18 protein-coding genes and 2 pseudogenes are annotated in these 23,168 nt (G+C 54.0%); 2 read left to right on the top strand and 18 right to left on the bottom strand.

Features of this window, described 5'->3' with window-relative positions; translation table 11 throughout:
• Positions 1-98: 98 nt before the first annotated feature.
• The 8 genes from BQ2657_RS06625 to BQ2657_RS06590 form a co-directional block, all read right to left on the bottom strand.
• Positions 99-3,671, bottom strand: a complete 3,573-nt coding sequence (locus BQ2657_RS06625; protein ID WP_075579928.1) for a PolC-type DNA polymerase III — start codon at positions 3,669-3,671, stop codon at positions 99-101.
• A gap of 10 nt (positions 3,672-3,681) precedes the next feature.
• Positions 3,682-4,359: an MgtC/SapB family protein gene (locus BQ2657_RS06620; RefSeq protein ID WP_075579927.1), complete on the bottom strand. Its 678-nt coding sequence runs from the start codon at positions 4,357-4,359 to the stop codon at positions 3,682-3,684.
• Positions 4,360-4,595: 236 nt separating this feature from the next.
• On the bottom strand, positions 4,596-6,311 hold the full coding sequence (locus tag BQ2657_RS06615; RefSeq protein WP_075579926.1) for a proline--tRNA ligase: 1,716 nt from the start codon (positions 6,309-6,311) through the stop codon (positions 4,596-4,598).
• A gap of 2 nt (positions 6,312-6,313) precedes the next feature.
• Positions 6,314-7,414, bottom strand: coding sequence for a flavodoxin-dependent (E)-4-hydroxy-3-methylbut-2-enyl-diphosphate synthase (ispG, locus tag BQ2657_RS06610; RefSeq protein WP_075579925.1), 1,101 nt, complete (start codon positions 7,412-7,414; stop codon positions 6,314-6,316).
• Complete coding sequence (gene rseP / locus BQ2657_RS06605; RefSeq protein WP_075579924.1) at positions 7,398-8,414, bottom strand: RIP metalloprotease RseP; 1,017 nt, start codon at positions 8,412-8,414, stop codon at positions 7,398-7,400. The genes ispG and rseP overlap by 17 nt, the downstream gene beginning before the upstream one ends.
• Positions 8,415-8,425: 11 nt before the next feature.
• Positions 8,426-9,580: a 1-deoxy-D-xylulose-5-phosphate reductoisomerase gene (locus tag BQ2657_RS06600; RefSeq protein WP_075579923.1), complete on the bottom strand. Its 1,155-nt coding sequence runs from the start codon at positions 9,578-9,580 to the stop codon at positions 8,426-8,428.
• A gap of 11 nt (positions 9,581-9,591) precedes the next feature.
• Positions 9,592-10,422: a phosphatidate cytidylyltransferase gene (locus tag BQ2657_RS06595; protein ID WP_075579922.1), complete on the bottom strand. Its 831-nt coding sequence runs from the start codon at positions 10,420-10,422 to the stop codon at positions 9,592-9,594.
• A gap of 12 nt (positions 10,423-10,434) precedes the next feature.
• The gene (locus BQ2657_RS06590) at positions 10,435-11,226 is read right to left on the bottom strand and encodes an isoprenyl transferase (protein ID WP_075579921.1); all 792 of its coding nucleotides are present in this window, start codon (positions 11,224-11,226) and stop codon (positions 10,435-10,437) included.
• Here BQ2657_RS06590 and BQ2657_RS06585 point away from each other — a divergent pair.
• Positions 11,226-11,579, top strand: coding sequence for a transposase (locus BQ2657_RS06585; protein ID WP_075579920.1), 354 nt, complete (start codon positions 11,226-11,228; stop codon positions 11,577-11,579). The genes BQ2657_RS06590 and BQ2657_RS06585 overlap by 1 nt on opposite strands.
• 158 nt (positions 11,580-11,737) lie before the next feature.
• Here the strand turns inward: BQ2657_RS06585 and BQ2657_RS06580 are convergent, their stop codons facing one another.
• The 7 genes from BQ2657_RS06580 to BQ2657_RS06545 form a co-directional block, all read right to left on the bottom strand.
• Positions 11,738-11,911, bottom strand: coding sequence for an indolepyruvate ferredoxin oxidoreductase subunit alpha (locus tag BQ2657_RS06580; RefSeq protein ID WP_075579919.1), 174 nt, complete (start codon positions 11,909-11,911; stop codon positions 11,738-11,740).
• 231 nt (positions 11,912-12,142) lie between these two features.
• Complete coding sequence (frr, locus tag BQ2657_RS06570; protein WP_075579917.1) at positions 12,143-12,706, bottom strand: ribosome recycling factor; 564 nt, start codon at positions 12,704-12,706, stop codon at positions 12,143-12,145.
• Positions 12,707-13,432 (bottom strand): UMP kinase, encoded by a 726-nt coding sequence (gene pyrH, locus BQ2657_RS06565; protein ID WP_075579916.1) that lies wholly within the window; start codon positions 13,430-13,432, stop codon positions 12,707-12,709. It abuts the gene before it with no gap.
• Between the two features lie 201 nt (positions 13,433-13,633).
• On the bottom strand, positions 13,634-14,515 hold the full coding sequence (tsf, locus tag BQ2657_RS06560) for a translation elongation factor Ts (RefSeq protein WP_075579915.1): 882 nt from the start codon (positions 14,513-14,515) through the stop codon (positions 13,634-13,636).
• Positions 14,516-14,550: 35 nt separating this feature from the next.
• Positions 14,551-15,303, bottom strand: a complete 753-nt coding sequence (gene rpsB / locus BQ2657_RS06555) for a 30S ribosomal protein S2 (RefSeq protein WP_075579914.1) — start codon at positions 15,301-15,303, stop codon at positions 14,551-14,553.
• A 273-nt stretch (positions 15,304-15,576) separates the two neighbouring features.
• Positions 15,577-16,770 (bottom strand): alanyl-tRNA editing protein, encoded by a 1,194-nt coding sequence (locus BQ2657_RS06550; protein ID WP_075579913.1) that lies wholly within the window; start codon positions 16,768-16,770, stop codon positions 15,577-15,579.
• Positions 16,751-17,749 (bottom strand): elongator complex protein 3, encoded by a 999-nt coding sequence (locus BQ2657_RS06545; protein WP_075579912.1) that lies wholly within the window; start codon positions 17,747-17,749, stop codon positions 16,751-16,753. The genes BQ2657_RS06550 and BQ2657_RS06545 overlap by 20 nt, the downstream gene beginning before the upstream one ends.
• 188 nt (positions 17,750-17,937) lie before the next feature.
• Here BQ2657_RS06545 and BQ2657_RS06540 point away from each other — a divergent pair, with 188 nt between their 5' ends.
• Positions 17,938-18,963, top strand: coding sequence for a branched-chain amino acid aminotransferase (locus BQ2657_RS06540; RefSeq protein ID WP_075579911.1), 1,026 nt, complete (start codon positions 17,938-17,940; stop codon positions 18,961-18,963).
• 765 nt (positions 18,964-19,728) lie between these two features.
• Here the strand turns inward: BQ2657_RS06540 and BQ2657_RS13625 are convergent.
• From BQ2657_RS13625 to rnc, 3 genes and pseudogenes are all read right to left on the bottom strand, one after another.
• Positions 19,729-20,763, bottom strand: a pseudogene (locus tag BQ2657_RS13625) (carboxylesterase family protein); the annotation flags it as partial.
• Between the two features lie 396 nt (positions 20,764-21,159).
• Positions 21,160-22,242, bottom strand: a pseudogene (locus BQ2657_RS13840) (transposase); the annotation flags it as partial.
• A 222-nt stretch (positions 22,243-22,464) separates the two neighbouring features.
• Positions 22,465-23,166 (bottom strand): ribonuclease III, encoded by a 702-nt coding sequence (gene rnc, locus BQ2657_RS06525; protein ID WP_075579910.1) that lies wholly within the window; start codon positions 23,164-23,166, stop codon positions 22,465-22,467.
• Between the last annotated feature and the right edge of the window lie 2 nt (positions 23,167-23,168).

The raw sequence follows: 23,168 nt of genomic DNA, 5'->3' as shown, positions 1-23,168 counted from the left end.
CCTTTCTTTATGGTCATATCATACTCTGTCAGGGGAGATTTGTCAAGAGGAAAAGGGATTGCTGCACATGTTTGATTTTCACACGTGCAGCAATCCCTTTAAAACAGTTCGATCTGGTCCGTCTTGGGCATCCCTTCCAGGATCCCCAGTTCGTCCAAGATCTCCACATTGGATGTGCTGATCTTGGCTCGGTTCCGCAGGTCTTCCTGAGAAATGAAAGGTCCTTTCTTCCGAGCTTCCACGATTCCTTCCGCCGCCACGCCCCCGATGCCGCCAATGGCACCCAGCGGGGGCAGCAGGCCCTTTTCCGTCACCAGGAATTTATGGGCATCGGATTTATACAGGTCCACCTTATCGAAAGAGAACCCCCGTTCCAGCATTTCCACACACAGTTCCATGTAGGTAGCCGTATCCTTGTCATTGACAGAGGCTTTGGTTCCCTGGGCATTCACATTTTTGATGAACTGCTTCATGTAATCCAAGCCCTTATGGACCAGGGTATAGTCGAAATGCGGAGCCCGGACCGTGAAGTAGGCCGCGTAGAATTCCTTGGGATGGTGCACCTTGCAGTAGGCGATCCGGTAGGCGGACAATACATAGGCCACCGCGTGGGCCTTGGGGAACAGATACTGCAGGGTGGTACAGGCCTTGATGTAGAAATCCGGGATATGGGCCTTCTCAAAGGCCTCCAGCTGGTCGGGCTTGAATCCCTTTTTATGCGCTTTTCCCTTCCGGCTCCATTCCATGATGCCGAAAGCCATGCTGGGTTCCATGCCCTTGTTGATCAGCCAGTTCATGATGTCATCCCGGGTGGAAATGGTATCTTCCGTGGGAGTCCCTGCCTTGATCAGATCCTGGGCATTGTTCAGCCACACATCCGTCCCATGGGAATACCCAGAAATACGCAGCAGGTCGGAAAAGTTCTTAGGCTTTACGTCGGAAATCATCTGCCGGACGAAACGGGTGCCGCATTCCGGCACCCCGTAAGTGGCCACATCCGTCCCGATCTGCTCCGGGGTCACTCCCAGGGATTTGGTGGAAAGGAACAGTTCCATGGTATCTTTGTCCCCGATGGGGATGTTCCGGCAGTAATCCTCTCCCAGCATCCGGTCCAGCATCTTGATCACCGTGGGATCATCGTGGCCCAGGATATCCAGCTTGACGATCCGTTCGTCAATGGAGTGGAAGTCGTAATGGGTGGTGATGGTGCCGCAGCTGGGATCATCTGCAGGATAAGAGACCGGAGTGATGTAGTGGACATCCAGGTTCCGGGGAATGACCACGATGCCCCCAGGATGCTGGCCGGTGGTCCGTTTCACCCCGGCCAGTTTGGGGATCAGGCCTTCGATGAAGGCCGTCCGTTTGGGTTCGCCCCGGGTTTCATAATACTTCTTGATATACCCATAGGCGGTCTTGTCCTTGATGGTCCCCAAGGTGCCCGCCCGGAACACATTGTCCCGGCCGAACAGTTCTTCCGTGTATTTGTGGGCCCGGGGCTGGTATTCCCCGGAGAAGTTCAGGTCGATATCCGGTACCTTGTCCCCGTGGAACCCCAAGAATACGGCAAACGGGATGTTGTGCCCGTCCCGGATCATGGGAGTCCCGCATTCAGGACAGTCCTTTTCCGGCAGGTCGAACCCGGACCCCACAGAACCGTCGGTGAAGAATTCCGTATGGAAGCAGTGAGGGCACCGGTAATGGGGCACCAGAGGGTTCACTTCCGTGATGTTCAGCATGGTGGCCACAAAGGAAGATCCTACGGATCCCCGGGAGCCCACCATGTACCCATCGTCGTTGGATTTCTTCACCAGCAGATGGGCAATGTAGTAGAGCACCGAGAACCCATTGCCGATGATGGAAGAAAGTTCCTGCTTCAGCCGGTCTTCCACGATTTTCGGCAGCTTGGGGCCGTACCATTCGTGGGCTTTGGCATAGCTGAGGGATTCCACCTTCTCCTTTGCCCCAGGGATGGTGGGCGAATACAGCTGGTCCCGGTCGGGCACCGGCTTGAAGTGCTCCACCTGGTCGCTGATCTTGTTGGAGTTCTCCACCACCACTTCATAGGCCCGGTCTCCCAGATAGGAAAATTCTTCCAGCATCTCTTCGGTGGTCCGATAGTAGAGAGGCGGCTGTTCTTCGTCGGGATAGCCCATTCCCGCCTGGAGGATTTTCCGGGCCAGGGCGTCTTCCGGATTCAGGAAGTGGACGTCGCAGGTGGCCACAGTGAGTTTCCCCAGTTCATCCCCCAGGGCCAAGATCTTTTTGTTGATGGCCTGGAGGTCTTCCACCGTTTTGATTTCCGGGAACCGGGGATCCCGGATCAGGTAGTTGTTGTTGCCGGTAGGCTGGATTTCCAGATAATCATAATAGGAGGCGATTTCCTTCAGTTCCTCTTCCGGAACTCCGGCCAGGATGGCCCGGTACACTTCCCCGGCAGCACAGGCAGACCCGATGATCAACCCAGCCCGGTACTGATCCAGGAGCCCTTTGGTGAGCCGGGGCCGCTTAGGTTTGCCTCCGAAATACTGCAAATGGGACAGGGACACCAGCCGGTACAGGTTCCGGAGGCCTTCCACGTTTTTCGCCAGGAGGATGATGTGATAGTTCTTCTTGTCCTCCCGACTGTGGCAGAGATAGCCTTCCGTCCCATAAATCAGCTTCAGCTCCCAGCCGTTCTTGTCTTTCAGGGCCTTGGCTTCGTCGTAGGCAAAGGGGAAGGCCTGGACCACCCCGTGGTCCGTAAGGGCCAGGGCCTTGTGGCCCCAGCGCACCGCCGTATCCACCAGTTCCTTGATGGGGGTGAGCCCGTCCATCTTGCTCATCTTGGTGTGGCAGTGGAGCTCCACCCGCTTGGTTTCGGACTGGTCCTCCCGGCGGGTCACCGGTTCCTTCATGATTCCTTTGACATTCACCATCACCAGTTCAGAATTGGCGTACTTATCCACCGTGATGTTGCCCTGGACTTTGACCAGGGAGCCTTCCGGGATCTTGGCCTGGAGGTCGGCCGCTTCCTTCTGATTCTTCTTCAAGTCATTGCCTTCGTTCCGTTCCCCGAAGAGGATCTTCACAAAGAGCCCTTCCGTGGCATCTGTGAGCTTGATGGTGAGCATGACGGCCCCCGTCCGCAGTTCCCGCTGGTCGAAGCCCACCACGGTGCCCTCCACCACCACATTGTTCTCTTCTTCCACTACTTCTGCCATGGTCCGGGCCTTTTTGGAGATCTTCCGGCCGTAGACCACCCCATCTTTGCTCTTCCCGGCGTCCGTATTTCCCTGGACCGCTTCCAAGGCCTTCAGGTACTCCTCACTCTGGAAAAAGTCATCTTCCGAAGCCGTTTCTTCTTCCGGTTCTTCCGGTTCTTCCGGCAAAGGGATTTCCTCATCCTCCAAGCAGGGAGCGGCCACTTGGTCTGCATGCACATTCACGAAGGTCACCTGAGCGACAGAACAGGCAGCGGCCAGCTTTTGGGCTACCGCTGCCAGTTCCTGTTGCTCCAGAGGCGTTGCTGCTGCATCATATGAAATTTTCCAGGTATTCCTGGCCTCGTCCACTTCCACATACCGGATGGGAAAGTTTTCCACACAGTGGCGCTGTTCCGGACTCAGGTCCAGGGTCACCATGAAATCCAGGAAAACATGCCTGTTGGGTACGATTTTATAGCATGAATTCATTCCAACCTCATTATTCATCCTGCAAGACGACTTTCTGCACCGCCTTGGTATTCTTCAGCCCGCTGATGATTTCGTTGGCATTGTAATATTTACCGATCTTCACCGCCAGGTCCACTTCCAGCACATTCCGCTGGGGATCGTTCCGCATGCCCAGGATCCGGGTCTTGATATTCCGTTCCTGGAGATAGCCCATGACCTCGATCATGCTGTCCGGATCCTTGTTGACGGTCACATGGAGGTTGCAGCGGGTGGCCTTCCCTGCTGGGAGCACCTTTTTTTCCAGTCCCCGGATCAGGATCAAGGTCACCAAGGTGATCCCCGTAGCGAAGATCCCCAGGGCCAGCATGCCGCAGCCCACGGTGAGGCCGATGGCCGATACGATCCACAGGCTGGCGGCGGTGGTGAGTCCTTTCACCGTCAGCCCTTCGTGGAGAATGGTCCCGGCCCCCAGGAACCCAATGCCGCTGACCACCTGGGAAGCGATCCGGGACGGATCACGAGCCTGGGGATGGCCGTCGATACCATAAATGGAAACCACCATCAGGAGGGCGGATCCGGTGGCCACCAGCACATGGGTCCTGAGCCCTGCCGGCCGGTCCCCGCTGCTCCGCTCCAGACCGATGAGCCCGCCCAGGAACGCAGCCATCAAGATCCGCAGCGTCAGCTGGGCCAGCATTCCGTTATCCATGCCTTTGCCTCCCTTCCTAGATTGCCAACTGTCAACTGTTGCCTTTTAACCGTCAACGGTCAACTGTCAACGGTCAGCTGCTGAAAGCAGCCTGGGTCGCGAGCATTGTTCCATTGAACCAGAAGGCCGTTTTTCCCATCTGCAGAATCATGCTCTGTCTTTTGTTGCAAAGCAGCAGGATCCTCAGGAGATTGCGGTCAAAGCCCGCGACTCATGGCCCGCGACCCGTGACCCTATTACAGCGCCTTGTCCAAAATCTCCCGGATGGCTTGGATCCAGTCTCCTTCGAAGGACACGTCGGTCATTTCTCCATTGCACCGGAGCTTGGTTTCCATAGCGCCCCGCTTCATGGTCTTGGGCCCGATGACAATCCGCAGCGGACAGCCGATCAAGTCCGCATCCTTGAACTTCACCCCGGCCCGTTCATCCCGGTCATCCAGCAGGGTATCGATACCGGCAGCGTTCAGGGCATCGTGGACTTCCACGGCTTTCTGCCAGCTTTCTTCATCCTTCACGTTCATGGCCAGCACCATCACCTGATAGGGAGCGATGTTCTTGGGCATGATGATCCCGTCCTTGTCGTGGTGCTGTTCAATGGCAGCCGCCAGGGTCCGGCCCACGCCGATGCCGTAGCAGCCCATCACCAGAGGATGTTCCTTCCCGTCCACATCCAGATAGGTGGCATGTAGAGCTTCGCTGTACTTGGTATTCAGTTTGAACACCTGACCCACTTCGATGCCCCGGGCTTCCTTCAGGTGCCCTTCGCAGTGGGGGCATTTGTCTCCGGCCACAGCGGTGCTGATGTCCGTTACCTGGGTATATACGAAATCCCGGGAGGGTTCCGCATTCACATAGTGGACATCCTTTTCGTTGGCACCGCAGCACACATTGTGCATGTTCATCACGGACTGGTCGATGAGGATGACGGCCTTGTCTTTATTAAGGCCGACGGGCCCCATGAATCCAGGCACCGTGCCAGCTTCCCGGATCAAATCATCGGGAGCCATATCCACTTCGTTGCAGCCCACGGCATTCACCACTTTGGTATCGTTGACTTCCTTGTCCCCCCGGACAAAGCACAGCACCAATTTCCCTTCGTCGGTGACAAAGGCCACGGCCTTCACGCTTTTTTCCACCGGAGCCTTCAGGAAATGGCACACCGCTTCGATGGTATTGCAGCCAGGGGTTTCCTTCTTTTCCAGAGGCAGGGCTTCTTCGGCAGGGGCTTCGATAGCGGCACATTCGGCCTTTTCCACGTCGGCGGCGTAGTCACAGGTATCGCAGTACACGATCCCCGCTTCTCCGCTGTCCGCCAGGGCCATGAATTCATGGCTGCCCTTACCGCCGATGGCCCCGCTGTCCGCTTCCACAGGCCGGTAATCCAGACCGCACCGGGTGAAGATCCGGGCGTAGGCATCGTACTGATCCTGGTAGGATTTGTCCAGGCCGGCTGCGTCCTTGTCAAAGGAATAACCGTCCTTCATGATGAATTCCCGGCTGCGCATGAGCCCGAACCGGGGCCGTTTTTCATCCCGGAACTTGCTCTGGATCTGGTACAGGGTCACAGGCAGCTGCCGGTAGGACCGGAGGTCATCCCGGACCAGGGTGGTCACCAATTCTTCATGGGTGGGCCCCAGACAGAAGTCCCGGCCGTGCCGATCCTTCAGTTTGAACATTTCTGCACCGTAAGCCGGCCACCGGCCGCTTTCCTGCCAGATTTCCGCCGGCTGGACAATGGGCATCATGATTTCCTGGGCTCCAGTGGGGATCATTTCCTCCCGGATGATCTCTTCGATTTTCCGCAGGCTCCGCCAGGCCAGAGGCAGATAAGAGTAGAGGCCGCCGGCTACTTTCCGGATATATCCGGCCCGGAGCATCAGCTTATGGCTTTCAATGACGGCTTCTGCCGGTACCTCTCTGAGAGTGGGTGCATACAATTGGGAAACACGCATGGTTACAACTTCCTTTCGTCTAGTATCTTATGGATTTCTTCAAATAATTCTTTCACCAGCCGGTCTTCCGGCACTTTCCGGAGGATTTTCCCCTTCCGGAACAGCAGGCCTTCGCCTTTGCCTCCAGCGATGCCCACATCGGCTTCCCGGGCTTCTCCCGGTCCGTTCACCACGCAGCCCATCACCGCGACGGTAATGGGATCCGGGATCTCTGCCAGACGGGTTTCTACCTCCCTGGCCATGTTTTCCAGGCTCACGCTGGTCCTGCCGCAGGTGGGGCAGGAGACCAGGGTAGGTCCGTGCTGGCGCAGGCCCAAGGATTTCAGGATCTCGAACCCGGCATCGATTTCCGCCAAGGGGTCCCCAGTGAGAGAGACCCGGATGGTGTCCCCGATTCCCGCCGCCAGGAGGGTACCGATGCCCACGGCACTCTTGATGAGACCGCTGTGGATGGTGCCGGCTTCAGTGATCCCCACGTGGAGGGGATACTCACATTCTTGGGCCATGAGCCGGTAGGCCCCTAGGGTCAGAGGGACATCATGGGCCTTCAGGGAAATGACGATATTATTATAATCCATCTCTTCCAAAATATGAATATGCCGCCAGGCAGCTTCCACCAGGGCTTCTGCTGTAGGGTGCCCATATTTCTCCAGCAGGTCTTTGGGCAGGGATCCCGCATTCACTCCGATCCGGATGGGCACCTGCCGCTCCCGTGCGGCGGCCACCACTTTTTCCACCCGGTCCCGCCCCCCGATGTTCCCCGGATTCAGCCGCAGGGCATCCACTCCGCTTTCCAAGGCCGCCAAGGCCAGCCGGTAATCGAAATGGATATCTGCCACCAGGGGGATGGTAATCTGTTCCCGGATTGCCTTCAGGGCCTGGGCTGCTTCCAGGGTGGGGACGGCACAGCGGATGAGTTCACAGCCCCGGTCCGTCAGCCGGCGGATCTGCTCCACCGTGGCCGGGATATTTTCCGTCTTGGTGTTGGTCATGGACTGGACGGCCACCGGATTTCTCCCTCCGATGGCTACCGACCCGATGGTCACAGTCCGGCTCTTTCTTCTTTCCATAGTCGTGGTCTCCCTCCTACTGCAGCAAATCATGCATGGTGGCAAAAACCGTCAGGGCGATGATGCAGGCCACCCCGATCATCTGGATGATTTCCTTGGCCCGGGGAGCCAGGGCATGGCCCAGGAGCGCCTCCACCACCAGCACCAGGAACTGGCCTCCGTCCAAGGCCGGGATGGGCACCAGGTTCAGCACCGCCAAGTTCAGGCTCAAGAAAGCCATGAACTCCAAATAGGGAACGGCGCCCTGGGCCGCCACGTCCCCGGCCATATGGGCCACTCCGATGGGCCCGGCGATTTCCGCACTGACTTTCCCAGTCGCCATCATCCGCAGCCCGTCCACCATGGCGCCGGTGATCCGGATCACGGAAAGAGCCGCCGTCTTCAGGCTTTCCCCAACAGAAAGGGAACGGTGCTCGATCCGGGGCCGGACCCCGATGAGGAAGCGTTTGGATTCCCCATCATACCGTGGCTTCAAGGTCAGCGCCTGCTGTTTTCCCTGCCGCTGGATCACCAGTCGGCTGTCCGCCGGTCCATTTTCCTGGACCAGACTGTTGATTTCGTTCCAGCGTTCCAGGGGCTGGCCATTGATGCTCACCAGCCGGTCTCCCACCTGGAGCCCAGCTTCTGCCCCCGGATACCCTTCCATCAGGGACCCCACCACCGGTTCATCCACCGGCAGGGCCAGTCCTTTCACAGCGAACACCCCGAAGAAAATCAAGAAAGGCAGCAGAAAGTTCATGCAGGGCCCTGCCAGGATCACCAGCATCCGGGCCCACATAGGCCGGCCGTTGAACCCCCGAGGCATCACAGCCTCCCCCGGCTCCATCCCGGTGATCCGGTTGTAGCCCCCCAGAGGGACCAGCCGCAGGGAATACAGGGTTTCTCCCGCCTGTTTCTGGAATACCTTGGGTCCGAATCCGATGGAAAATTCCGTAACCTGCATCCCGGTACCCTTGGCCGCCAGGAAATGGCCCAGTTCATGGACCGTGATCAGTACGCCAAACAAGACAATGGCCGCTAAGATGGTCAACAATGCAAATCCTCCTATTGTTCCTGCTGCACAAAGGCTTCCGCCCGCTCCCGGGCTTTCCGATCCGCTTCTACGATGGTTCCATAGGAATCCACCGGGACCGGGACCGTGGCAGACAGGACTTTCTCGATCAGTTCGGCGATCCCCAGGAAGGAAATCTTTCCCTGGAGGAATGCCGCTACAGCCACTTCGTTGGCCGCATTGAAGGTGCAGGGAAGGGTCCCCCCCGTTTTCCCTGCTTGGATGGCCAAGGGAAGGGCCCGGAACAGATCGGTGTCCGGTTCATAAAAGGTCAGGGGCCCGGCCTTCATCAGGTCCAGCTGGTCAAAAGCCACCGGCCAGCGGTCCGGCCAGCTGAGGGCATATTGGATGGGCAGCTTCATGTCCGCCGCACCCAGCTGGGCCATCACCGCTCCGTCACTGTATTCCACCAAACTGTGGACGATGCTCTGGGGATGGATCACCGGAACGATTTTTTCATAAGGAGCATCAAAGAGCCAGTGGGCCTCGATCACTTCCAGCCCCTTGTTGGCAAGGGTGGAAGAATCGATGGTCACCTTGGTTCCCATGGTCCACGTGGGATGGTGCAGGCATTGCTCCACCGTCACGTTTTGGAGTTCTTCCCGTTTCTTTCCCCGGAAAGGCCCTCCAGAAGCAGTCAGGAGGATCCGCTTCAGATCCTTGTGGGCATTGCCCTGGAGGGACTGGAAAATGGCACTGTGTTCACTGTCCACCGGAGTCAGCTGGACCCCCGCCTTTTTCACAGCGTCCATGACTAGGCTCCCGGCCGCCACCAAGGTCTCCTTATTGGCCAAAGCAATGTTTTTCCCGGCCTGGATGGCCGCCAGGGTGGGCCGCAGCCCAGCATAGCCCACCATAGCCCCCAGCACCGTATCCGCTTCCGAGCACGTGGCTACCGCCATGACGCCTTCAGGACCGCTGAGGATCTCCGTGGGACCCTGGTACCGGATGCGCAGCCGCTGGGCAGCCTCCGGATCGGAGAGAGCTGCCACTGAAGGATGGAATTTCCGGATCTGGGCTTCCAGCAGCACATCATTCTTGTGGGCAGCCAACGCCGCCACCTGGAGCCGTTCCGGATTGGCCTCTACCACATCCAAGGTCTGGGTGCCGATGGATCCTGTAGATCCCAGGATTGCGATTTTCTTCATAAAAACCTCCTTCAGCCCAAAAGGACCAGGGTAATGAAATAGTAGGCAAAAGGCACGGAAAAGATCAGGCTGTCACACCGGTCCAGCACGCCCCCATGGCCGGGGAAGAAATTGCCGGAATCTTTGATGTCACAGGACCGCTTCAAGATGCTTTCCACCAGGTCCCCCAAAGGGGCGAAGAAACCGATGCCCACTCCCAGCAGCAGCACCGGCACCAGGGGATACTGGAGCCAGAGGCTGCCCAGGGCCCAGACCGTCGCCACGCAGCCGATAAAACCGCACAGGGCTCCTTCCCGTGTCTTCTTGGGGCTCACTTTGGGGAGCAGCTTGGTCTTCCCGAAAGCCCGCCCGCCAAAATAAGCGAAGGTATCACTGGCCCAGGTAGCGAACATCACCGTCCACAAAAGGGCTTCTCCCAGGCTCACTTCCCCCCACAGGGGTACCGGGTGCATCCCGCCGGTCAGTTCCCGGAGCAGGATAAAATGGGCAAAAGGCAGGCCCAGGTACACCAGGGCCATGCAGGTGAGGCCGGTATTTTCCGGAAAATGGCCTTCCGCATAGAAATACAGCCCTTCCAGCATCACCAGGAGAGAAAACAGGGTAGTCAGGGGCAGCAGCCATTCCGGCTTTCCCAGGCCCGCTCCTGCAATCAGGAGCCCGATGCCCAGGATCCCTGTAGCTTGGTACACCCGGATCCCGTCCCGGGTGAGCATGTTCCGGTATTCCCAAAAGCCTACCAGCCCTAGGATCAGGACTCCCAGAGCGAACAGCAGGCCGCCCATTCTGATCAAAAACAATGCTATGGGGATGGCCACAATGGCCGTCCGTATTCTCTGTCCCATGTTCCCCGCCTCTTATTTCTGATTCAGGCCGCCGAACCGGCGGTCCCGTTTTTCATAGCTGAACACCGCTTCCGTCAGCAGTTCCTCGGAAAAATCCGGCCAATACACAGGCGTAGTCCAGAATTCCGCGTAAGCGATCTGCCAGAGCATGAAATTGCTCACCCGCAGGTCTCCTCCGGTGCGGATCAAGAGATCCGGTGCCGGCAGCCCTCGGGTATAGAGGTGTTCTTCGATGGTCGTTTCATTTATAGCATCCGGAGCCAGCTTCCCCTGACGGACGGCTTCTGCGATTTCCCGCACTGCCTCCACCATTTCCTTCTGGCCGCCGTAATTGATTGCAATGTTGAGGATGATGCCCGTATTGTCACGGGTGACTTCCAGGGCATGGTCCATTTTTTCCTGGACAATGGCCGGCAGCCCTTCACGGGATCCCATGAAGCGGATGCGCACATTGTACTGATTGAATTCTTCCAGTTCACTGGTAAGATACTGACACAAAAGGTCCATGATGAACCGGACTTCCGTCACCGGCCTTTTCCAGTTTTCCGTGGAAAAAGCGTAGACGCTGAGGGCCTTGATGCCCAGATGATCGGCAAACTTCACGATCCGCCGCAGGGTACGGGCACCGGCTGCATGGCCGAAGGTCCGGGGTTTTCCCTGGGCTCTGGCCCACCGGCCGTTGCCGTCCATGATGATGGCCACATGGCGGGGAATCAGGTCGGGCTGAAGCATGGAGGTATCCACCCCGTCGATTTCCGGGATGGGCTCCGGTTTGGAAGTGAGGCCTAAGAGTTTTTTCAGCATTGGCATNCGGTTATACCCTTTGTGCCAGCATTCTGGGCGAAGTTGGTGATTTCAAGCGTTTTCCGGATGTCGACAAGCTCCTGGCTTACGCAGGGATGTCACCTTCCAAACATGACTCTGGAGACTACCATTCGAAGCATAACAAGATGGAAAAAAGAGGATCCCCCTATCTGCGAAAGACACTGTACCTTGCCGCCCGCCTGGTTGCACAGAACGTACCGAGATTCAAAGAATACCTTGAAAAGAAACTGTCAGAACACAAGCCTTACAAAATCGCTTTGTCCCATGTAGCCAAGAAACTGATCCGATTGATTTACCGGCTGGGTATTAGTGGCTGCCCTTATTTAGCTTGATTTTTTAAGCCCACAAGAGGGGGCTTGGGTAGGTGCGCCCTTTTGCCAAGATCCATAGCAACTGAAATTTATTTTAAAATTGGCTTGACTTTATATAGTTGGTCTATAAAAAAATTTGCGCAGCCTGCTTACGCGGGCTGCGCAACACACTATAAAGCTTATTCAGCTTTGATAGCGCCAACCGGGCAAGCGCCGGAGCAAGCATCGCAATCGATGCAGCTGGCTTCGTCAACCTTGTACTTGCCGTTGTCTTCAGCGATTGCACCTACCGGGCAGGTCCCAGCGCAGGAACCGCAGCCGATGCATTCGTCTTGGTTAATTTTGTGTGCCATTGTCAGTACACCTCCCTTCGAATTTGCAACCAACAATTATTTGTAATGTATGGTCAGACACGACGGTCTGCTTTAGTACGTAAGCAGATTCATCATGCCAGACTTGCGCAGGATGGTGAAAATAAGGCTCTGCCCGGACGATTTCCGCCTGCCAACCCTCCTGCTCCAGCTTTTGCAAAGCATAGGAGAGGGGGCGGGCCAAAACGTCAGGTGCCTTGAGGGAGGCCGTCATCACACCGCCATGACTTCCTTTTCTTTCTGGGCCAGCACATCATCGATTTTCTTGGTGTACTTGTCCGTCAGCTTCTGGGAAAAATCCGTTGCATCTTTGGCATCATCTTCGGTGATTTCCTTGGCTTTTACCTGTTTTTTCACAGCGTCATTGAAATCCCGGCGGATGTTCCGGATTTCCACCCGGCTGGCTTCGCCTTTTTTATTGACCACCTTGACCAGTTCCTTCCGGCGCTCTTCCGTGAGGAGAGGCAGGTTCAGACGGATCACGGTGCCGTCATTGTTGGGGTTCAGGCCCAGATCAGAAGTCATGATGGCCTTTTCGATGGTTTTCAGAAGACTTCTGTCCCAGGGCTGGATCACAATCATACGAGGTTCCGGAACAGAAACATTGGCCACTTGGGTCACCGGTGTAGGAGCCCCATAATAGTCCACCTTGACCTGATCCAGCAGGGAGGGAGTTGCCCGTCCTGTGCGGATGTTGGTCAGTTCATTCCGGAGCGCCTGGAGCGCTTTATCCATTTTTTCTTGGGTCTTGGTTTGCAGTTCTTCCAATGTTGCCATTTAGAATCCTCCTACCAGGGTTCCGATTTCTTCACCGGCTGCAGCCTTCAGGATATTCCCCTCTTCGTCGATGTTGAACACCACGATGGGGATGTGATTGTCCATGCACAGGCTGATTGCGGTGGAATCCATGACACCCAGATTTCTTTGAATGACTTCGATATATTCCAGATGATCGAATTTCACAGCCGTGGGATTGACAGCCGGATCACTGTCATAAACGCCATCCACGCCTTTTTTGGCCATCAGGATGGCATCGGCTTCGATTTCAGCCGCCCGCAGAGCAGCCGTAGTATCTGTAGAGAAATACGGATTCCCAGTGCCTGCGGCAAAGATCACGACCCGGCCCTTTTCCAGATGGCGGACCGCTCTCCGACGGATATAAGGTTCTGCGATAGCTCTCATTTCGATGGCCGTCTGTACCCGGGTGGGCACCCCACGGTTTTCCAGGGCATCCTGCAGTGCCAGGGAGTTGATGACTGTAGCCAGCATTCCCATATAATCTGCCGTCGCCCGGTCCATCCCTTTGGATGCTCCGGCCAGCCCTCTCCAGATATTGCCGCCGCCGTTGACTACAGCCACGTCCAGCCCGCTTTCCCGGACTGCTTGGATCTGTGCCGCGATGGCATCCACCGTCTTGGGATCGATCCCATAGCCTTTTTCACCGGCCAGGGCTTCCCCACTGAGTTTCAGAATTACGCGTTTGAACTTTCTTTTACCCGACACTGACAGTACCTCCCACAGAGTTCCGCAGATCTTGAACAAGAAGCCATCCACCCACTCTGATCATTCTCTCCAGAGCCAGCTGCCCGGCATCCGTTCGTTCCATATCATTATAGGTGAATTTTTTCTTTCCTGCAAGACTGAATCTAAAATGTCTCATAAAACAAGGGGCTGCCGCACAAGCGAGAGCCCCTTGCAAGAGTGTTATTTTACGAAGCTGGCGACTTCTGCAGCGAAGTCTTCCTGTTTCTTTTCAATGCCTTCGCCCAGCTGGAAGCGGACGAATCTCTTAGCCTTGGCATTGTGTTCCTTCAGCAGGGTGCTGATGGATTTGTCCGGATCTTTGATGAATTCCTGATCCACCAGGCAGATTTCCTTATAGAATTTCTGGATACGGCCCAGGACCATCTTTTCGATGATCTTTTCCGGTTTTCCTTCGTTCTTGGCCTGTTCTGCCAGGACTTCTTTTTCATGGTCCAGTTCGCTGGCAGGGACCTGAGTCCGATCCAGATAGGACGGATTGGCAGCTGCGATGTGCATGGCCACATCCTTGGCCACCTCAGCATCTCCGCCTTCCAGTTCCACCAGGGCGCCGATCTTGCCGGCCCCATGGATGTAATGGCCCAGGGTATCATTGCCGTATTCATACACAGCAAACCGGCGGATATCGATCTTTTCGCCGATCTTGGCGATGGCTTCGGTGATCACTTCGCTGACTTTCTTGTCCGTGCCTTCGAAAGTCTGGTCATTCAGTTCAGCTACATCGGCCGGTTTGTGGGCAGCGATGTGTTTGGCCACGGAAAGCACCAGGTTCTTGTATTCATCAGTGTTGGCCACGAAGTCGGTTTCGCAGTTGACTTCCACCAGTACAGCCACATGATTGGCTTCATCCACGTAATCAGCCACCAGGCCTTCAGCAGCTACACGGCTGGCCTTCTTGGCAGCTTTGGACAGGCCTTTTTCTCTCAGGTAGTCGATTGCCTGGTCCATATCCCCGTTGGTAGCAGTCAGGGCCTTTTTGCAGTCCATCATGCCGGCACCTGTACGTTCACGCAGTTCTTTTACCATGCTAGCAGTAATTGCCATCAGTATTCCTCCTGTACCTTTATGGAATGATATGCTTATTCAGCGTCTTTGGCTTCTTCAGCAGCGGCTTCTTCTTCCGCAGCGGCAGCAGCTTCTTCATCCACAGCGCTGGCTTTGCCTTCCAGGACAGCATCAGCCATCTTGCTGGTCAAGAGACGGACGGCACGGATGGCGTCATCGTTGGCAGGCATCAGGTAATCCACTTCGTCAGGATCGCAGTTGGTATCCACAGTAGCCACGATGGGGATGTGCAGTTTCCGGGCTTCCATGATGGCGTTGTGTTCTTTCCGAGGATCGATGACGAACAGGGCGCTCGGCAGTTTCTTCATATCTTTGATGCCGCCCAGGTATTTTTCCAGTTTGGCCATTTCATGGCGCAGGACGATGACTTCCTTCTTGGGCAGTACATCGAAAGTGCCTTCTTCTTCCATTTTTTCCAGTTCGTGGAGTCTCTTGATCCGGGTCTGGATGGTTTTGAAGTTGGTCAGCATGCCGCCCAGCCATCTTTCGTTCACATAGAACATGCCGCAGCGTTCGGCTTCTTCCTTGATGGCAGCCTGAGCCTGCTTCTTGGTACCGACGAACAGCACAGTGCCGCCCTGGGCAGCCAGTTCACGCAGGAAGTTGTAGCATTCTTCTACCTTTTTCACGGTCTTCTGCAGGTCGATGATGTAGATCCCGTTCCGTTCGGTGAAGATGTAAGGAGCCATCTTAGGGTTCCAGCGGCGGGTCTGATGACCGAAATGTACGCCAGCTTCCAAAAGTTGTTTCATAGAGACAATTGCCATTTTTGTTTCCTCCTGTTTTACCCTCCGCAGATCATTTTTCGCTTAACTTCCCAAAGAGAAGACAGCCGCGTCCTGACTCTGCGTGTGTTTTTTGACAGCTGTGTCTTCACAGCCGTTAGAAATTATATCATATCTGTTACAAAAGTTGCAAGAGGGTATTGCACGGAACGTGCCATACCCTCTTGCTGTCAGCGGTCAACTGTCAACGGTCAGTGGCCGATGGAGAGAACCTGCATCCGCAGGTTCCTTTCCCATTTTTACTTGCTGATTTTTTTACTTGCTGATTTCTTCCACCAGTTCCTTTACCTTTTCCTCCCAGTCCGGTCCGGCGGTGCCGCCGCCTTGGGCGCTCTGGGGCCGTCCGCCACCTCTGCCTGCGAAAAGTTCGTTGGCTTTTGCGCAGCAGGCTTTACAGTCTCCTTCCGCACCTTCCCCCAAAGCGAACTGATACAGAAGCCGGTCCCCGTCTTTGGTGAACACCGCTGCCAACACCCCTGGCTGAGCACTGGCCAGTTTCATGGCACTCTTTCCGTCCGCTGCCGACCCTTCTAAGGTCAGCACCAGAAGCTTGGTCCCGTTTTTCAGGACAGGAGCCTGGTCCAACTGTTCCGGCAGCTGGAGACGGATCAGCTCCTGGGTCTTTTCCCGCACCTGTGCCCGGAGCTCCAGGATTTCCTGATGGAGTTTCTCCACCGCCGGCAGCACTTCTTCCGCCTTCACCGACAGGAGATCGCTGGTGTCTTCCAAGATCCGGTTCCGTTTGTGCATCTCCCGAAGAGCCCGGTTCCCGCAGAGGAATTCCACCCGGCTGCCTCCCTTGTGCTGGACAAACCGGATGATCTGGATGGCCCCCACCATGCCCGTATAGGGGGGATGGGTGCCGCAGCAGGTGCAGATGTCCCCGTTATGGATATCCACCAGGCGCACGGTGCCCCGAAGTTTTTCATTCTTTTTCCGCAGAGGGAATTTCCCCAGTTCCGTGGAGTCTACATAATGGAGGGTGATGGGCTCGTTGGCCCAAATGCATCCATTGGCCATCCATTCCGCCTTCTGGGCCGTTTCTTCATCGATTTCCCGGTCCAAATCGATGAACACACTGTCTTCATTCATATGGAAGCCCACATTGTTGGCCCCGCAGGTTTTCCAGAAGGCATAGGAAAGGATATGTTCCCCGCAGTGCTGCTGCATCCGGTCCAGACGGACCGGCCAGTCCAATTTCACAGCCACGGTCTTCCCCGGTTCCACAGGGGTCCGGGTCCAATGGCGGACTTCTGCTCCATCTTCCGAAGCATGGTAGACCGGCACATCATCCAGCCAGCCCCGGTCAGAAAGCTGGCCGCCCCCTTCTGGGAAGATCACGGTCTTGTCCAGGATCACTTCATAATGATCTTCTTTCTTTTCACAGCTCCGTACCGTAGCTTGGCAGTCCCGGAGGAGGGAATCGTTTTCATAAAGTTTTTCTGTCATGGAACATCACCTCAAAGGTTTCTCCCGTCTGGAAAAAGACCCGGACTTTCCCCGTCTGTTCCCACAGGCGGACATTGCTCCGGTGCTGGCCCCGCACCAGGGAGGCCATCTTGTCCGGACAGGTGATAACCATATTATAATTCCCAGAAGGCTGCTCTGCAATCTTCCGGAGCACCTGCTGCCCGATGCCCCAGCTCTTTACCTTTTCCCCGAAGGCCGGATGGAAGGGGCCTGCCAGGATGTGGCCCGGAGCGCACAGTTCCCGGTCCGGTTGGAGCCCCATCCGGATCACCCGGATCCCCGCCCGAGTAAAGGCATGGTACAGGGGCCAGCAGGCAGCTGCCGCTTCATCCACCGTCAGAGCCCGATAGCTTCCCTGGCGCCACAGTTCTGCCAGGGGCGTCCCAGCAATCACCAGCACTGGATAGATCCGCACCAGATCCGGATGGATTTCCACCACCTGCCGGCAGGTAGCAGCCAAGCTTTCCTTTCCCTGTCCCGGCAGCCCCACCATCAGCTGAAGCCCCAGCCGGAAGCCCTCCTGCCGGATCAGCTGGGAAGCCTCTCGGACCTGAGCTCCCGTATGGCCCCGCCGGGCAGCAGCCAAGACTCGGTCATCCAAGGACTGTGCCCCCAGCTCGATGGTTTCTACCTGGTGCTCCCGGAGCAGCGCCAAGATCTCCAGGGTGATGGCATCGGGTCGGGTGGACAGCCTCAGAGGGCCGAACAATCCCCTTGCCCGATAGGTTTCCGCCAATTCCAAGAGGGCCCGCTGCCGATCCATGGGCAAAGCCGTGAAAGACCCTCCATAAAAGGCCAATTCATTGGAAGGATCTGGACGGGCCCAGGCAAGGAGCCCTTCAATCTGCCGGCGGGCCCCTTCCAGGCTGCTGTCCTGCTCTCCGCTGATGGTCCGCTGGTTGCAGAAAATACATTGGTAGGGACACCCGGCATGGGGGATGAATACGGGAAGGATCATAGGCTTCAGGCTCCTTTCATGCAATGATGATTTATTATACCCTTTCTGTACCAAATGGTTCAACTTCTGAGGGCACCCCAACGGAAATTCTAATATTCCATTGACAAAAGCATTGCAGATGATTAATATTATTAAGTATACAAAATTCATTTTGTAACATGAGCTAGAAGAAGAAACGAGGGGTTTGTATGTCAAGTGTAAACATCGATTGGTCCAAACTGGGTTTCAATTATCAGCCGATCGCCCAGCGGTATGTGGCCAACTACAAAGACGGCAAATGGGGCAAAGGCGGTCTCACGGATGATCCCAACGTTGTCCTGAATGAATGTGCCGGTATCCTGCAATACTGCCAGGAAGTGTTCGAAGGCCTGAAAGCCTACAAGACCAAAGATGGCCGCACGGTCACCTTCCGTCCTGACCAGAATGCAAAACGGATGATCGATTCCGCCAAACGTCTGGAAATGCCTCCTGTCTCCGAAGAGATGTTCATGGAAGCCGTGGACGAAGTGGTCCGGGCCAACAAAGATTACATCCCTCCTTTTGAAACCGGCGGTGCCCTGTACCTGCGTCCGTATCTGTTCGCTACCGGCCCGGTCATCGGGGTAAAACCTTCTGATGAATATCAGTTCCGTCTGTTCGGGACCCCGGTAGGATCCTATTTCAAGAACGGCGTAAAACCCATCACCATCTGCGTGTCTGATTTCGACCGTGCGGCCCCCCATGGTACCGGCCATATCAAAGCTGGCCTGAACTATGCCATGAGCCTCCATGCTTACATCACCGCTCACAAGAACGGCTTCGATGAAAACATGTACCTGGATCCTGCAAGCCGTACCTTTGTAGAAGAAACCGGCGGCGCCAACTTCCTGTTCGTCAAGAAAGACGGCACCCTGGTCACCCCGAAATCCGATTCCATCCTGCCCTCCATCACCCGCCGTTCCCTGATTTCCATCGCAACGGATATGCTGGGCATGAAAGTGGAACACCGTCCGGTGAAATTCTCCGAAGTCAGCGAATTTGCAGAAGCCGGTCTGTGCGGCACCGCAGCCGTCATCTGCCCGGTGGGCAAGGTCGTAGACCATGGCAAAGAAATCTGCATCCCCAGCGGGATGGATGAAATGGGCCCTGTGCTCACCAAACTGTACAAGACCCTGAGAGGCATCCAGATGGGCGAGATCGAAGGCCCGGAAGGCTGGATCCACGAAGTAAAATAAGCTGGACTAAAAAAGACTGCTGCCCGCGCAGCAGTCTTTTTTTTAGTCCATTGCTCCATAATCCATGTGATGATGACTCCATATCCTAGATCATATTATCTCTTTTGTATTTTTTCGCAATCAATGGATCTTATTTTTAAAATGCTTATCCAGCTTTTTGCTGAACCAACGTTCGTTGAGGACATTTTTAATCAGGAACTCTTTTTGAGCTTCACTGATTGTTTTGTCATTTTCCATTTCTTTAAGGATATCATCATAATGAACTCTTTGGGACTCTTGATAAAATACTGCCTTATCTGCTGTTGCGTCAACAATCAGCTGCGCTGGCCCTTCTTTTTTCCCAGTCCAGGCTTTCCATTCGACAAGTCCCTTTCCATTCGGATTCCCCGTCCTCATAAAGTTGCCGATATATGCTTGTGTCTGGGCAATCATAGCCAAAGCCCCTTTGTTTGCAAAAGCATAATCAGGGAAACCGCCTGTAGGATATCCCGTAATGACGGGACGCCAAATCCCATGAGTCGCTCCCGTGATGAATGCTGATTCCTTACTTACCAGGAGAGGATTTCCACCATAAGCTATTGCCATGGTATAAATGGGTGCTGCTTTATAGGAATCAAACATTTTGACGGCAGACTCTTCGGCATTGAATAATCCATAAAGTTTGCTACCATATTTGGTTGAAAATCTATATTCTTTGGCAAGTTCTGGATTGGTAAAGATTGTTTTATCGGCTATGGCAGGTTTAAAATAAGGATCAGTTTTGGCAAACTGTGAAAATTCATTTGTTCCGGTAATCATCATCAGCGGAACTTGATTATATGTCTTTGTATCGAATCCTTTCTTTTCCAAGACTACTCCATCAGGATAGAGATGGGGGAATTTATACATTCTGATACTGGCCCCGCCGAATGCTGCAGCAACCCGTTCAGCCGGCAGATCCATCAAATAATTGCGCACATCCTGATTCTTTTCTAACAGCCATTTCTTAGCTTCTGCTTCATTCTTTTTGATACCGTCAGCTACAACAAGAGGAGCAAAATGCTCTGCAAAAATATTCTGTGCCCATTCCATATCTGATACTGTCATCCCGCCCGAGATAGAAATGGCTTTTTGAAATTTACCTTTAGCAATCGGTGAAATAAGGAGGGCCATTACATCCCGGCCGCCGGCAGAAAAGCCAGAAATGGTGATATTATCGGGATCACCGCCAAAGCTCTTTATATTGTCTTTAATCCAGTCAAGGCTGCGTACAAAATCAAGTACAGCATAGTTTCCAGAATTTTCTTCTGCCGTTCCTTCCTTCAAAGCAGGGAGAGGGTTAAAACCAAGTGCCCCCAGGCGATGGTTGATAGGGATCACCACGATATTGGCTTTTTCAGCCAGCTGTTGGAAATTAGCACTTTGCTGGGCAGAACTGCCTGTTTGGTTATTTCCACCATGGATATATAGCAAGACAGGCAAATTGGTTTCAGTGGTATTAGGTCGGAAGACATCAAGGTTTAAACATTCTTCTTGTCCTGTTGTTTTCCCAATGGCTCCCTGTATGGCTATTGGACCCGGTTTGGTGCCATCGAGGATTCCCTTCCAGTTTTTAGGAGGCTGAGGGGCTTTCCATCTACCTGCTGTTCCATAGGGTATTCCTTTCCAAACCATAGTATTTCTATCCAAGTATCCCTTTACAAGCCCATTTGCAGTATTTTGGATCAAGGTATGGGTGTAAGCAGGTACATTGGTGTTGATTTGGATTTTGGATGGTTGAATGAGTTGATTCGCCGAAACAACTCTTGGATTTGAATTCATCCAACCAGGGAAAGAAAGAAGCGTTAAAAGGACAATCAGATTTTTCTTGTTTACCATAGTAGAACCTCCTCTCATCACTGTTTTCATTATAGTTCTATCTGATTATTTTGACTAATGAATTATATTGATCCATTTATCCATCATATTCATAATCATATTCATAATCATCTGAACAATTTTCTGATGAATATAGTCATAATCCTTAACGCCTATGGACTTGTATAACATATACGTAATGTAAAAGTTGCTCTCACCTTTTTACAAAAGGTGCTGTGAAGAAATGAGGATTCATTTCTTCACAGTCCCTTGTTTTTTGTCCCTTTTCACTCCCGGCAGTAAAAAACAAGAGGAAAAGGGCATATTTCCCCCTTTCCCCCAAAAATCAGCTTTTTTAATTTAAGATGCCATATCCATTTGTGCCTGCTGCTTCCCATGGTATTTGTACAGGTTGAAGCCAATAGAAACCAGAAAAACTTCCATTTTCACTGAATCCATGCCTCTTCGGACAATCCGGTCATACTCCCGGTCGTTCTTCATCACTCCGAAAGTACCTTCTGCCTGGATCGCACGGTTCCTTCTCAGCAGAAATCCGCGGGTATCTGTCAATCGTCCGATGACGTCAGCATGGATTTTTGTGAGTTCACGATTCAGGCTGATCCGTCTGTTATGAGGTGTTTTCTTGCAATGTTCTGCATAAGGACAGCCACTGCATTCCTCACATTCATAGATTTCTTCCTGACGGCCATATTGGTTGCCTCGTATATTTTTCCTGTAGACGAATTTGAACTTCTTTCCGTTGGGACAGAGTAACGCTCCATCGGCCGGCGTCTTGAAATTGACCGCACGGAACAGGTCCTCGTGATACTTCTTGTCCTTCGTTTCCTTGAGGAACATGGGGAATTTCATACAGGCTTCCATCCCATGTTCGCTGCAGTACAGATAATTATTGAATGAACCATACCCTGCGTCAGCTACTGGATATTCAGATATTCTTTTAGTTTCTCGTAATTCCGCTGTTCCGGACTCTTATGGTGCCCTTTGCCATGGACAACTCTTTCCTCATCCAGGTTCCAGATTTTACGAAACTTGCTCAGGATGATTTCCAGATATTCAGGAGCATATTCCGAATTGATCTCGACTTTCAGTCCACTACAGCTCAGCATCCCGTTGATTTCTTTCAGGAGTGCCGAGATTTTGGCAAACAGCCGGAATCTCGATTTCTCCGTACCCTTTTTCCAGACCCAGGAGTATTTATTGGCGTTGGCCTCGAATATTGATGAAATATCCAAAGGTTCAATAGGATGGGCGTTTGCCGTCCATAAGGTATTGGTAGCGGATATTGACTTTGCAATTATCTTCCAGCTTTCTGAGAGAGATGCATCCTTCATCCATAAACCCGAACAGAACCGTTTTCAACATATTGACGGGATTATATCTGATTCTTCCCAACTCATGAGCAGGAAGTTTGCTCAGATATTTACGTAAATCGATTCCCTCCATAAATCTGTCAAACGTGAAAACCGAATCTGTGAGATCCAGGCACTCAGAAAAAAATGCTGGTAAAATTCCCTGTTTGAGGGTACTGTAATACACAGTTAGGTTTTTCATCCCAGTTAAATTCTAACACGAAAAAGGACTTTCGATCCGCAAGAATCGAAAGTCCTTTTTCATGTTCATGGAGCTATTATTTCACAGCCCCTTTTATTTCCCTCTCAGCGCTTCCCTTGCGGCGCGCTGTTCGGCTTCTTTTTTGGTCCTGCCCCGTCCTCTGCCCCGCTCTTCCTGGTTCACCAGGACGCGCATGACAAAAGTACGGTTATGGCTGGGACCGTCTGCGGAAACCTGTTCGTACAGGATTTCCACTGGGCCGTCTTTCTGGGCCACTTCCTGGAGCCGGGTCTTGTAGTCCCTGTCGATGCCGTCGGCGGTCAATTCCGGGATCCGGCGGATCAGCAGCCGGTCCAGCAGTTCCGTCACCTTTGCGAAACCCTGGTCCAGATAATAGGCTCCCAGGACACTTTCGAAGGCATCGGCCAGGATGGAAGGATTTTCCTCTCCATCCAGGTTGATTTCCCCTTTGCCCAGGAGCAGGTGGTCACCCAGATGGATTTCCGTAGCCAATTGGGCCAAGGTCTCCTCACAGACCAGGAAAGCCCGGAGCTTGGACAGCTCCCCTTCGTCCATCTGGGGATAATGCCGATAGATATGGGTGCTGACCACCAGGCTCAGCACCGAATCTCCCAGGAACTCCAGCCGCTGATTGTGCTGGGGCCGGGGATTCCTCTTGGATTCATAGGCATAGGAAGTATGGGTCAGTGCCATATCCAGCAGATGCAGGTCTTCCATCACCATGCCCAACTGGTGGCAGAGCCCTTCCAGCTCTTTCTGACGCTGTTCCTCCATCA

The organism is Acidaminococcus massiliensis (assembly GCF_900095825.1).
In the GTDB taxonomy this organism is placed as follows: Bacteria; Bacillota; Negativicutes; order Acidaminococcales; family Acidaminococcaceae; genus Acidaminococcus; species Acidaminococcus massiliensis.
This window is presented reverse-complemented; position numbering and strand designations above follow the sequence as displayed.

What these genes read in the sequence shown, in the direction of transcription:
- BQ2657_RS06625 (WP_075579928.1), bottom strand. Translation starts at nt 3,671, where the DNA reads ATGAATTCATGCTATAAAATCGTACCCAACAGGCATGTTTTCCTGGAT.
- BQ2657_RS06620 (WP_075579927.1), bottom strand. Translation starts at nt 4,359, where the DNA reads ATGGATAACGGAATGCTGGCCCAGCTGACGCTGCGGATCTTGATGGCT.
- BQ2657_RS06615 (WP_075579926.1), bottom strand. Translation starts at nt 6,311, where the DNA reads ATGCGTGTTTCCCAATTGTATGCACCCACTCTCAGAGAGGTACCGGCA.
- ispG (WP_075579925.1), bottom strand. Translation starts at nt 7,414, where the DNA reads ATGATTTGCTGCAGTAGGAGGGAGACCACGACTATGGAAAGAAGAAAG.
- BQ2657_RS06600 (WP_075579923.1), bottom strand. Translation starts at nt 9,580, where the DNA reads ATGAAGAAAATCGCAATCCTGGGATCTACAGGATCCATCGGCACCCAG.
- BQ2657_RS06595 (WP_075579922.1), bottom strand. Translation starts at nt 10,422, where the DNA reads ATGGGACAGAGAATACGGACGGCCATTGTGGCCATCCCCATAGCATTG.
- BQ2657_RS06590 (WP_075579921.1), bottom strand. Translation starts at nt 11,226, where the DNA reads ATGCTGAAAAAACTCTTAGGCCTCACTTCCAAACCGGAGCCCATCCCG.
- BQ2657_RS06580 (WP_075579919.1), bottom strand. Translation starts at nt 11,911, where the DNA reads ATGGCACACAAAATTAACCAAGACGAATGCATCGGCTGCGGTTCCTGC.
- frr (WP_075579917.1), bottom strand. Translation starts at nt 12,706, where the DNA reads ATGGCAACATTGGAAGAACTGCAAACCAAGACCCAAGAAAAAATGGAT.
- tsf (WP_075579915.1), bottom strand. Translation starts at nt 14,515, where the DNA reads ATGGCAATTACTGCTAGCATGGTAAAAGAACTGCGTGAACGTACAGGT.
- rpsB (WP_075579914.1), bottom strand. Translation starts at nt 15,303, where the DNA reads ATGGCAATTGTCTCTATGAAACAACTTTTGGAAGCTGGCGTACATTTC.
- BQ2657_RS06550 (WP_075579913.1), bottom strand. Translation starts at nt 16,770, where the DNA reads ATGACAGAAAAACTTTATGAAAACGATTCCCTCCTCCGGGACTGCCAA.
- BQ2657_RS06545 (WP_075579912.1), bottom strand. Translation starts at nt 17,749, where the DNA reads ATGATCCTTCCCGTATTCATCCCCCATGCCGGGTGTCCCTACCAATGT.
- BQ2657_RS06540 (WP_075579911.1), top strand. Translation starts at nt 17,938, where the DNA reads ATGTCAAGTGTAAACATCGATTGGTCCAAACTGGGTTTCAATTATCAG.
- rnc (WP_075579910.1), bottom strand. Translation starts at nt 23,166, where the DNA reads ATGGAGGAACAGCGTCAGAAAGAGCTGGAAGGGCTCTGCCACCAGTTG.